Genomic DNA, 12,229 nt, shown 5'->3' on the forward strand with positions numbered 1-12,229 from the left:
GCGTCAGAAGTCCCGCCAGGAATTCCCGGTCGGAGAGGGGCTGTCGCTGGAAAGCTCAGTAATTTCGACAGCTTCCGCCGGTTCCACCGCCGAGGGCGGATCCGACATGGCCCAACGCGGGCCCAACGGGCCGCCCTCCGCCGCCGCGTCGGCCGCTGTCGAGGGACCCGCGGCATCATCGGTCGGGGTCGGCGCCTGACTCGACGGCGGCGCGCCGAAGGAGCTGCCTTCGCTCGCCGCCCCGGCATCCGGTCCAGCCAACAGGGGAGTTCCTCCGACCGACCCGCCCGCACCTCGGAGCTCGGGGATCGCCTCATCGAGGGGGGCGAAGTCGCCCAGGCCGAGCTCAGCGACCTTGCGCGCCGCGCGCTTGTAGTGGTGGATCTGACGGCTCGACTTGTGCCCGGTCCGATCGGAGATCCACGTCTCCGTGCGACCGTTCGCGAGCTTGATGGTGATGAAGGTCGCGCGCGTGTCGTGCAAGCGGATGTTCAGCCTCGAGTCCGTGGTCTCGAACAGCTCAGGGCGATGAATGCCGGCGCGGCGCAGGTGGTTTCGAAAGTTCTGCGCCCCATTGCGCCCCGGCAGGTGCCCACTCGGCCCCATGAAGACACGCTCCTTCGGTGGGCACATAGCGAAATAGGCCCGAAGCGCGCGCACGACATCGGGTGAGAGTGCCCAGGCGCGTGGGCCATCCGTCTTGTTCTCGTCGAGCACCACGGCGCCGCGTTCGAGATCGAGATCGGACGGCTCCAGCCTTCCAGCCTCGTCTGCCCGCATTCCCTCGCGGATCAGGAAGCCATAATAAATCCGATAAGACAGTGGAATGCCCACCGCCGCCATGAGGCGTCTATCCTCATCGGGATAGAGGGAGCCTTTGGCCTTGTTGTCGTCCGCCTTGGGGATCCATCCACGCGGCAGCGGATTGCTGGCAATGATGCGCGCCGGATAGGTCGCGAGCGCGAGTATCCGATGAATGACCTTTGCGATGCCTTGACGCGAAGAGTCCTCAAGATGTCCCGGCAGCATCGAGATCGCGCGGTCCGCATGGTCGAGCGTCAAACGCGACAGAGGGACGGGGCCGAGAACCGCCAGAACATGATTCAGCTTGTGCCGGTATTGTTCCGGACGTCGAAGCGCTTTCACATGCAGTGGGTATTGCTCGGCGAGCTTTCCAGAAACAACCGACTCGGCGAACTCAGCGAAGGTTGTTTCCCCGCTCGCTCGGGGACGCGCTTCGCCCCTACACAGCTGGTCGATCGCGAGCCGGAGATCACGGAGCGCGCTGCCCTCGCGCGCGGCCGCCTGCTCCAGCAGCGGCAGGCCGAGCACGATCTGGCCGGCTGCGAGCAGGCGCCCGGCGAGGTCGGCCAGCACCTCCAAGCGCGCGTTGGCTTCGTGCTCGGTCCGGCACGTCGGCAAGCTGAACGTGGCTCGACCGGCGTCGCCGAGGCTAAGGCGCGCGGTCCACGTCTTCCGGCGCAGCCGGACGGACCCAGAGCCGTTGGCCCGCTTGTCTCCTGCTGGCCTGCCGGGGGTGCGGACGGCCAGCTTCGGGCGCTCCGTCGTGCTCGTCGGGCCCGGCGAATCGGCGACGGGCGTAGCTGCATCCACCACCGGAGAGGGGCGTCCGCCAGAGCGGCTCGAACGCGAACGCCGGTCGGTCGATGCTGGTGCAGGAAGGGATGAGGCGGGGAACGAAGCCGAGCGCTTGGCGCGCGCCCGTCGCTGGGGTACGTCGGTCATGGATCGGTCTCCGGTGCTACGGGGGTCGATCAAGGGCCCGTCCGGCGTTGGTAGCGCCGAGCGGGCCCGCTCTACTTCGGCGGCAGCCTAGCACGGCTTGTCCCTGCGGGAGGAGCGCTTGCCCGGCCGGTGCCCGGACATCGGACAGGTTCGAGGCCAGCAGAGGCCAGCACGGCGGCAACCCGGGTGCGCTCATCCGCCTCTGTGGTGCGACGCGAGGCCGGCTCACTGGCCAGCGACCGCAGGTAGGCAATGAACGCCTCGCGCTGGACCAAGCGTAACTTGCCGAGTTTTGTGATCAGCAGGGGAAAGCCCGGCGCGCGGATCGTGTCGAGGAAGACGCGCGCCGGGATGCCGGTGACCGCCTCGACGTTCTTCTGCGAGAGCATCTCCGGCTGCGGCGCCGTGATCGTGAGCCCGTCCAGCGGGATCGTGAGCGTCGCGGTCGCTGTCGCTGGCCGGTCGGTTACCTTCGGGCTGGACCATCCGTCGGCGGGCGTCTCCAGGCTCTCTCTGTCGATGGCGCGCACGCCGTTGCCAGCCTGACGAAGAGAAAGCGGTGCTGATACACGCGCGAGAGCCGCTCGTGTCATTCCTTACCTCCATCTGTGTTGGGGTCGTGAGCAACCGTGACCGACGCCGACGGAAGGGGCACGAAAAGGTAACTCTGCTCTGAAGGTAATTCGTGTCGAGTTACCCTTGAGCACGCCTGGCGAGGAACCATGTGGTATCGCGAGTTTAGGTGTCCTGGGGAGCGCCGCGGAGGGGCCGAAAACGGGGGGTCGCGAAGGGCTCGATTTGGTAATTCTGCGCGCTCCGTCGGCGCCGCCCGCGGAGGCGACACGGAGAGGGCGCCACGGCAGGCGCGTCGCGCAGAACGCGACCCGTGTGCGTCCACGTCGAGCCGCGCCACGAGCAGCAGGATCTCGTCGCGACGCGTCCGCGGCACCGGCGTAGGATGCCTGGCGAGGACCTGCGCGATGCGTGGTCCGATCGATCTCGCCTTGCTGCGCCTCCAGCGCGGACGGCCGAAAGCGTTATCGACACAGTGCAATCCCTGTTGCCGCGCGTGATAAATGCCTTGAGCTCGGCATAGGGAGGGCGTACCGACGCCGGTCCGGCGCTTGACTCGAGTCGCCGCGCCATGGCCTCCTCGGTGCGAGGGAGGCTGCGATGGCGCTCGTTCTTCAACGCGTTCTCCGGGCGATAATCCCGCTCTTGATGTTTCTCGCCTGCGTGCTCTCGCAGGGGGGATGCCAGTGTATATTCGCCGACCCGCCCATGGATCCGCGTCAGGGCGTCGTCGCCTGCCGCACCCAGAGGGCACACAGCCCTGCCGTGGAGCGCCCCGCGCCGGAGGTCGAGACCGTCGCCGCTGGTACCATCCCGGGGACGTTCTCCATCACGAGCACCGGGGAGGCCGTGTACACCATGGACCTGGCCTCGCTGCCCGCGCGGGCGGGCGTCGGTCCCCGGATTCAGCTCGTCTATCGCAGCGACGGCGGCGATGGCGTGCTCGGCGTCGGCTTCTCCCTCGCCGGGCTGTCGGCGATCACGCGATGTCCGAGCAACCTCGCGCAAGACGGGGAGATCCGCGGCGTGCGGTACGATCGCGACGACAAGCTCTGCCTCGACGGCCAGCGCCTCGTTCCCGTGGGACAGGGGCCGGGAACCATCGAGTACCGGACGTTCCCGGATACCTTCGTCAAGGTGGTCGGACACTACCCTCCGGGAGATGGTGCGCCCGCCGAGGCGCTCTTCTTCGAGGCGTACCTGCCTACCGGCCGCGTCGTCGAGTACGGGCGCACCGAGGGCAGCAAGCCGCTCGCGCGGGGCGGCGTCCCGCGCGCGTGGCTCGCGAACGAGACCCGCGACGGCCGCGGCAACGCCATGACGTACGCGTACTGCCTCGCCGAGGCGGAGGACGGCCATGCCGCCGAGTACGCGGTGGACGAGATCCGCTACACGAGCTTCGAGGGCACGCCGTCGCTCGAGCCTTCCCGCGCGGTGCGCTTCGTGTACGGAACCAAGGATTCGGCCGCGATTCGTACCGGCTACTCGGGCGGGATGGCGCTCCAGCGCTCGCTTCGCCTCGAGGAGATCCAGATGCTCGGCCCGGGCGATGCGCGGGTCCGGAGCTACGGATTCCGCTACGAGCTAAGCCCGGCGACGAGCCGGACGCTGCTGACCGAGGTCGAGGAGTGCGCGAGCGATGGGGTCTGCAGGCCTCCCACGCGTTTTCAGTACAGCCACGCGAAGCCCGGATTCGAGCGGCTGGCGACGGACGTCGACAAGCCGATCTCCAGACTCGCGAGCCCCATGGTGTTCGACGTCGATGGCGACGGGCTCGACGACCTCGTGATCCCGGACAGCGACGCGGCGCTCAGCACGCCGTCGAATCCGATCACCGCGTGGTGGGCGGCGCGAAACCTCGGGCCGCGCGCCTCCCCGGCGTACCTCGCAAGGCCGGAGCTCGCCTTCCTCGAGGAGTGGCCGTTCGTCGTCGATCCGGCTGGGCCCTCCGATCCGGTCCTTCTTCAGCCCGAGCTCGGGACCGTCCTGGACTACGACGACGATGGGCGCATGGACGTCCTGCTCCACGACGTCTACGACGCCAAGACCACGTGGCATGTGCTTCTATCCCGGCCCGACTGGACCTTCGCGCTTCATGACACGGGCATCCGGCGACCGTTCCCGCTCGGGGCCAAGCCCGCACCGCCGAACCTGAGCAGCCCCGGCGCCTCGATGCACCTGGCCGACCTGGACGGCGATGGCGCGCCGGATCTGATCCAGTGCGAGGACCACGACCGCGAGGGACAGGCGCCGATCCCGGTCTCCCCCGCGTGGGCCGTCCACCTCTGGAGGCCTGCGCGCGGCGCGACGCCCGCCGGATTCGACCCCTCGCGCGAATCGATCGAGCTGCTGACCGGCTATCCCTGCGATACGGAGCTCCACACGCTCGACGTTGACGCCGACAGCAAGATCGATCTCATCGTGCCATCCCTGCTGCGGTTCGGTGACGGAACGGTCCTCACCGGATCGAACTACGACGCGATCATGCGCCGGGGCGACGGCCGCTGGGAGGTGATCGACACCGAGCTCCCCATCGTTGGACCCAGCGGCCGCGTCGTTTTCCTCGACGTGAACGGCGATGGCCTACCCGATGCCGTGGAATCCGGCTTCAGCCACCACGCGCTCATCACCTACGTCAACACAGGACCGACGTTCGTGGCTTCGCCGTTCCGGACCGTGAGCGCGTTCAGCTTCGGCGATTTGCTGGGTGTGTCGGATCAAGATGTGTTCTTCGGGCTCGCCGTGCCGCTCGACTTCAATGGCGACGGGCGGCAGGATCTCCTCCTGCCCGTCCCACCAGGCATGCTGCTGGGTGGCTCCGATGTGCTGCCGTCCTGGGCCGTCCTGCTGGCGACCGGCGACCACGCGGGGCCGCCGTTCACGCTCGTCGATGCAGGGGTGCCGTTCGAGGCCAGCCTCGGCGATGCCGTCACCCTCGCTGATCCACGCGGGGCGCGCACCGGCGACGTCAACGGGGATGGGGCCCAGGACGTGATCCTGCCGCTCGGCGGCGTGTTCAACGTCTTCCAGAACCTCTCGGCCGACCAGGATCTCCTGGTCGCGGTCTCCGACGGCATGAACGCGCACGACCCGACCGAGCCGGGCTTCGTGCCCAACGTGAGCATCTCGTACGGCCACCTGAGCGATGCGCCGGTCACGAGCGAAGGCGCCGCGGAGGACCCGACGCGGCGGAGCGCGCTCTACCTCGCGCGGTCCAGCGCGGCCGACGACTGCGGCTATCCGCGGCGCTGTGTCGTTGGGCCTCGTCGGGTGGTCAGCACGTACGCCTTCAACAACGGCGCGGACCGACCGCGGCGCTTCGAGGTCGGCTACCGGGACGGGCGCTACCACCGGCTGGGCCGCGGATTTCTCGGGTTCGGGGAGCGGATCGTCACCGATCTGGACACGGGCGCCGCGACGCTCGAGGCCTACGACCATGTCACCTTCGACGAGGAGCTCCAGGTCTTTCCCTTCGCGGGGCACGTCCAGCGGACGTGGCACTGGGCTCCTGGGCTGCCGAACCAGCCCAGGCCGGACCAGATCGAGCTCTCGTTCATCGACGTGACGCGGACGCTCGTACCGACGAACGACGGCGCGACGTACTTCACGCTGCCGACCGAGCGCCGGGTGAGGCGAGCGCAAGGGGTCTATCCGCCCCCGAGCGGCACGACGCCCGCCATCGAGGCGTACGTGCGAGAGATCGAGCGCGGCGGCGACGGCGCGACGCTGCTGCGTGACTCGGTATCGGAGGTGACGGACTTCGACACGTTCGGCAACGTGCGCGCCGAGGAGGTCTCGACGGGCGGCGTCGACCTGACGTTCGAGGTCACGCGGAGGTTCAAGAACGACACCGAGCGCTGGGTCCTCGGCCAGCTCGAGGCGCAGGAGGAATGCAGCGCGGCGGCGGGGATGTCGCAGTGCCGGACCCTCACGCGAACAACCACGATCTACGGCGAGGTAGAGACCGAGTCCACCGAGAGCGACGACGGCCTGCCGGACACCAAGCTGACGCTGATCTATGCGCGTGACGACTTCGGGAACATCACCGGCGTCACGGCGGAGGACGACTTCGGTCACCAGCGGACATCCAGCACGGCGTACGACGAGGAGGGCATCTTGCCCGAGAAGTACGTGAACGCGGCGAGGCACACCACGCTCGTCGAGTTCGACGACGCGCTCGGCGTGCTGCTCAAACGGGTCGATCCGAATCAGCTCGTGACGAGGTGGGCGTACGACGGCTTCGGGCGACTCGGCGTCGAGAGACGCCCAGACGGCACGACGACGACGGTCACGCTCTCCCGAACCAAGGACGGCGACCCGGAGCAGGACGCGTGGTGGGTGAGGCAGCGGAGCACTACGACCGGCGGGGCCGACGACACGGTCGAATTCGATGGCCTCGGCCGCCCGATCCGGTGGTGGTGGTACGGGCCCGAACCGGAGGCGCCGCAGCGCTCGGGCGATGCGAAGCGCATCATGCAGCAGATCGCGTACGACCCGTTGGGCGAGTACGTCGCGCGGCGCTCGGTGCCGGTCAGCGAGGATACGCCCGAGAGCGAGATCCTGTACGACCGCTACGAGTACGACGCGGTAGGCCGTGAGGTGCGGCATACGACGCCGTGGAACGCGGTCATCACGACGGAGCACGACGGCTTGCGCGTGCGTGTCACCGACCCGCTCGATCACGTGACCGAGGTCGAACAGGATCCGCTGGGGCGTATCGAGACCATCACCGACGCGGCCGATGGGATCACCCGCTACACCTACGGCCCGTTCGGCCTGCTGCACACGGTCACCGATCCGGGCCGCGCGGTGACGCGCATGACGCGCGACGCGCTCGGCCGCGTCCGCCAGCTCGACGATCCCGACAGGGGCACGACGATCTCCACGCACGACGGCTTCGGCGAGCTGATCACATCGACCGATGCGCTCGGGCGCGAGACCACGTGGGCGTACGACGCGCTCGGTCGACCCCGCTCGCGCTTGGACCAGGACGGCGCCGAGCGCCAGACGACCACGTGGACCTGGGACACCGCACCGCACGGCATCGGCAAGCTCCACACGCTCATGAGCCCGGACGCGGAGAAGACCTACGGGTACACCCGCTTCGGTCAGGTCGAGACGATCTCGCTCCGCATCGACGGGGAACGCGCTCCGCTGGTGGGCAGGCTCGGCTACGACGATCTCGGTCGCGTCGAGACGATCACGTATCCGGTTCCGGCCGGCGCGGCGCCGTTCGTCGTGGCGCACGACCACGACGCGCATGGCCATCTGCTCGCCGTGCGCGACAGCGGAACGAGCCCTGCCTACTGGCGCTTGACGGATGTGGACGACGCGGGGCGATTCCGGAAGGAGGTGTTCGGCAACGACGCTGTCACGGAGCGGAGCTACTTCGCCGACAAGCAGCGCCTCCGACGGATGGTGACGGAGAACGGTGCGGGCGAGGTGCAGGACCTGGAGTATGGGTACGACGCTCTGTTGAATCTCACACGCCGCACCGACGCGCTCCAGCCCGAGAACAAGACGGAGCGCTTCCGCCACGACGCGCTCCAGCGGCTGACCTGCGCGTACTTCAGCGACGTCGAGCGCGCCTCGGCCCCCTGCGCGCTCAGCTACGACCACGACCCGAACGGTAATCTCACCTTCAAGTCGGACGTCGGAACGCTCTCCTACGATGACCCGCTGCACCCGCACGCGGTAACCGGCGCGGGCACGGACAGCTTTGCCTACAACGCCGTGGGCCATCAGATCGCGCGGCCCGGCGGCACGACGGTGCATTATACGCCGTTCGACCTGCCGGAGCGCATCACGCAGGGCGCGCGCACCATCACGTTCGGCTACGACGGCGACCAGCAGCGGATCCGCAAGACAACCCCGGAGCGGGAGACGCTCTACTTCGACGACCTGTACGAGCGGGTCACCGAGGCGGGATCGGGCGCCGTGGAGCATCAATATTACGTTCACTCGCCGGAGCGGGTGGTGGCGATCGTGACCCGGGGCGGATCTGACGACGGCACGCACTACGTGCACGTCGAACACCTCGGATCCATCGATGCGCTCACCGACGAGGACGGAGACGTGATCGAACGGCGGAGCTACGATCCGTTCGGGCAACGCAGGAACCACGTGTGGGGAGAGCGCGCGCCGGCTTCGTTCTCCAGCAAGACGACGCAAGGGTTCACGGGGCACGAGAGCGACGACGAACTCGGGCTCGTGAACATGAAAGGCCGAGTCTATGATCCCAAGGTCGGGCGGTTCTTGACAACGGACCCGATCGTGTCGCTCCCGGCCTTCGCACAGAGTTGGAATCCGTACAGCTACGTTCTTAATAGCCCGCTCAACTTCGTGGATCCGAGCGGGTTCGAGCCGGGGTACCCGCTTCCGGTCAATCCGGAGTTCGTCAACGATCCGGAGGTTCAGCGCATCCTGAGTTGCAGCGGCCTCGAATGCCTCAAGACAGTGCCCAGTCAGGTGGAAGGTTCGCGTGAGGCTGCGGAGGTCGGCGCGGCGGCGGCGCCGGTTGACGTGAGCACGACCGGGAGCGCCTCGGGGCATGTGCCGCAGCCGGTGACCACGGCGCCGATCGACTGGTCGCAGAACCCCTATGTCCAGATCGAGGGAGGGTTCGTCGCCGGGTTGTTGCTCGGGGCGGTCCCTTTCGCCGGCGTGGGGCACGGGCTCCTGGATGCCGCGGGCGTGCTGGCCCATGGGACGCCGGAAGCCAGGATGGGCCTGGCCATCGGGCAGATCGTGGGTGGGCTCGCCCTCACGATCGGGGGCTTGACGGGGGAGGTCTTCGGGGGCATCACGAGCGCCACCGGCATCGGCGCCGCGATCGGTGTGCCTGCGATCGCGGTGTCGACCGGGCTCGTCGTCGGTGGGGTCGGCAACATCGCGGCGGGGCTCCAGGGGCTGTCGCAGGCGCTGATGTCAAGCGGGTCAGGAACGACAGGCCCACAAGGCACGCCCTCGGCTGCAGTGGGAGTACCGCAGACGCCAGCAGCGCTGCTCGCGCCGGTGAAGATCCAGAGGCATCATATATTCCCGCAAAAATTCAAGACCTTCTTTCAAGCGCGCGGTGTAGATATCGACAAATTCACCGTAGAGATAAGCCAGGGTCACCATTTGAGCAGTGTTCATGGTCGGGGCGAACTGAACACACCAGGACGCTACAACCAGAGATGGGCCGAGTTCATCGAGGCGAATCCGAACGCAACAGCCAAGGACATCTACCAATTTGGCGGACGTCTCATGGATGAGTATGGGCTCAACCGTCTGCCGATTGTGCCGTATAGGTGAGCACAATGCAATTCTTCAAGTTGACGCACCCGGAATACCAATCCGATCAAGAAGACAACTCTCGCAACCCCGTGATGTCGACGGCAGCTTACCGCATCCCGGGCATATCATGTGATCTGTGCGGCCCTTGGTCCTCCAGCGACCGACTACGTGTTTCATTGCCGTCAACGGCCGATGACTTCTTCGGGGTACGTTTTCTCCCGTTGATGGATTGGAAACTAGCTCGAGACGAGTGGGCCAATCTGTTGCATGCGTCTCCCGATGATCTAACCCCCGGTGCCGAGCTGGGTCCACCGATGGGAACTTGTACAGCCGCGATCCAGGAAGACGCCGTGCATCCCATCCCTGGCCAGGTATGGATTGGCTCCCGTGTGAGAGACGCACTGGTAGCAGCGGGACTCAGCGGCGTGTCCTTTGCGCATGTTGATCTGCCTGCCGACTGCGGAGAGGTCGAAATGTGGGAGCTTGTTGTCCATGGGCGTGCGTGGCGACGGGGTTCGACAGCTGACAGCATTCGGCTCTGTGAAGTCTGCGGGCGTCGTGGATTCCCCTCACCCAAAGACCTGTCGGTTGACGAAACGCGCTGGGATGGATCCGATTTTGTACTCCTTGACCACAATCCAAATATCATCGTTGTAACCGACCGTGTCGCGAAGACTATCGGTGCAAATTTTTCGAACCTCGTGGCGATTCCTGTTTGATGTGCCCGCATCGCAGAAGCGTTTCGTGTTCACGTGATGGCCGAGCAACGAACAAGCAATCTTGGATTCCATCTGCCTGCGCCGGCCAACGCGGCGCCGTTGGTCATGGCCTACGAACACGACACGCACGGTCATGTGATCGCCGAACGCGACAGCGGAACGAGGTTCGCCTACTGGCACTTGACGGACGTGGACAACGCGGGCGCTTCCAGGAGAATCCGTATAACTAGGTGCTCAACAACTCGATGCAATGCACAGATCTGAGTGGACTCAAGTTGGATTGCTCGCTTGGCGTCGATTCAGAGTCCACCGAAGAAGCTAAAGTTCGCACCTATTCGCGGAAGCGAAGCGTCTCGACGGCGACGCCGTCCTCCCCCGTGATCACGTCGCCAGACCAAGCCCAGCTCGTGCCGCCTGGGCCCGGCAGCCCTAGCTCGAAGGTAACGCCATCCAAGGTGAGCTGGTCCTCGTCGAGGTAGGCGATGCCGATCGAGTCGCCGCCGCGCCCGGGGCCGCCGTAGCCGCCGGGGCCGCCTAGACCACCGCTGGCCCCCTGGCAAGACCACGTGCCGTCCCCCGCAGCGCCGCCTGGCGCGCCTCGACCGCCTTTGCCGCCTTCCTCCGGCACCCCGCCGTCCCCACCTGGGCCCCCGTCGTAGCTGATGATGACGCTGTCGCGCACCGTCACCTTGGCGTGGAGCGCCACGATCCCGATGCTCGGCTGGCCGTTCTCGCCCCCTCGGCCGCCTCGACCGCCGCAGCCGCCGGCGCCTCCGGAGCCGCCGCCGGCGCCCCCTTTGGACGCCACGCCGCACACCGCGAGCCCGCCCCGCCGCCCGCCGCCGCCGCCGCCGCCTTGGCCCGGCATCCCCCTGCTGCCGTCGCCGGCCTTATCGGGGTGCCATCCGGTCTCGTCGATCCGCCCGCGGCCCTTGCCCGATGCACCGACGGTGCCCGGCTCGCCGTGGAGCGCAACTTGACCTGGTTCGCAATGGACGCCTGGCACGTCCCCATCACCCCCCCGTCCGGACGTCGGTTTTGACTCCACGCGCGGTTGCCCGTCCTCGCCGTCGCCCGCCCCGTCGGGAAACCCGTCACCGCCTCGGCCGCCGATGCTCGGGATTCCGTCTTCGCAGGTGTTTACCGCCGCAGCCCCACCCGGGACCGTGGCGGCCGAGCACGCGTCTCCCCCGTACTGCCCGTCGGGTCCCGTCGCTGCCTGGTTCGGCCAGGGCCATTCCTCCCCATCGCGGCCCCCCCCTGCGGGGGTGCCCAGGATCTGACTTCCGATGATCTCCACCGCGGTGCCCGACCGAACGATCATCCCGACATGCTTCGAGCTCATGATTTGCACGTGGTCGATGATCGAGACCCCGTCCGTAGCCCCCGTGTCGCCGGCGCCGGCTGGCTCGACGATGAGCGCGATGTGCCCGGGCGAGGCGGGAGCGAGCTTGGTCATGCCGTGCACCGGGGTCACCGTCTCCGTGCGTTCCCATTCGAGGGGCTGGAAGCCTCCGTAGATATCCAACCCGGAGGGCAGCGTGATGGACTCGTTGAAAGGATCCCAGGTGACGAGCACGCGACCGCTGCCGGTGCGCGCAAGCTCGATGCCACGCTGGAGGGAACGAACCGGCCTGTCCTTCGTGCCGGGGTTCGCGTCATCACCAAGGTAAAACCAGTCGACGAACACGCCGCAGCCGTCCGTCGCCCGACCCGCTGCAAGATGCTCCAGGCAGACCGACTCGGGGATGGGATCACCTGCACACGTCGCTCGACCGTCACATGGCGGCCCGCCGTCAGGGTCGTCCACCCCCGGCGCGGTCCCACAACCGGCCGCGGCGAGCGTCAACGTACAGAACAGCAGGATCGCGGAATTCAGACTCATGGGCATCCCTCGATGGCGACCTCTCGCA

At 67.4% G+C, this 12,229-nt stretch carries 5 protein-coding genes; 2 read left to right on the plus strand and 3 right to left on the minus strand.

Annotated elements, in window-relative coordinates; translation table 11 throughout:
- Positions 1 to 3 precede the first annotated feature (3 nt).
- Entirely contained in the window at positions 4 to 1,377 is a 1,374-nt protein-coding gene (locus WME89_RS33520; RefSeq protein WP_438012004.1) for a tyrosine-type recombinase/integrase, read from the minus strand.
- Positions 1,378 to 1,817: 440 nt separating this feature from the next.
- Positions 1,818 to 2,276, minus strand: coding sequence for a hypothetical protein (locus WME89_RS33525; protein ID WP_438003728.1), 459 nt, complete (start codon positions 2,274 to 2,276; stop codon positions 1,818 to 1,820).
- 643 nt (positions 2,277 to 2,919) lie between these two features.
- On the opposite strand from WME89_RS33525, the gene WME89_RS33530 reads away from it, so the two are divergent.
- On the plus strand, positions 2,920 to 9,615 hold the full coding sequence (locus WME89_RS33530; RefSeq protein WP_438003729.1) for an RHS repeat-associated core domain-containing protein: 6,696 nt from the start codon (positions 2,920 to 2,922) through the stop codon (positions 9,613 to 9,615).
- Positions 9,616 to 9,620: 5 nt separating this feature from the next.
- Positions 9,621 to 10,316 (plus strand): double-CXXCG motif protein, encoded by a 696-nt coding sequence (locus WME89_RS33535; protein ID WP_438003730.1) that lies wholly within the window; start codon positions 9,621 to 9,623, stop codon positions 10,314 to 10,316.
- Between the two features lie 331 nt (positions 10,317 to 10,647).
- Here the strand turns inward: WME89_RS33535 and WME89_RS33540 are convergent, their stop codons facing one another.
- Positions 10,648 to 12,201 (minus strand): hypothetical protein, encoded by a 1,554-nt coding sequence (locus tag WME89_RS33540; RefSeq protein ID WP_438003731.1) that lies wholly within the window; start codon positions 12,199 to 12,201, stop codon positions 10,648 to 10,650.
- Positions 12,202 to 12,229 lie beyond the last annotated feature (28 nt).

Origin of the sequence: Sorangium sp. So ce321, from assembly GCF_051530195.1 — a bacterium.
Lineage (GTDB): Bacteria > Myxococcota_A > Polyangia > Polyangiales > Polyangiaceae > Sorangium.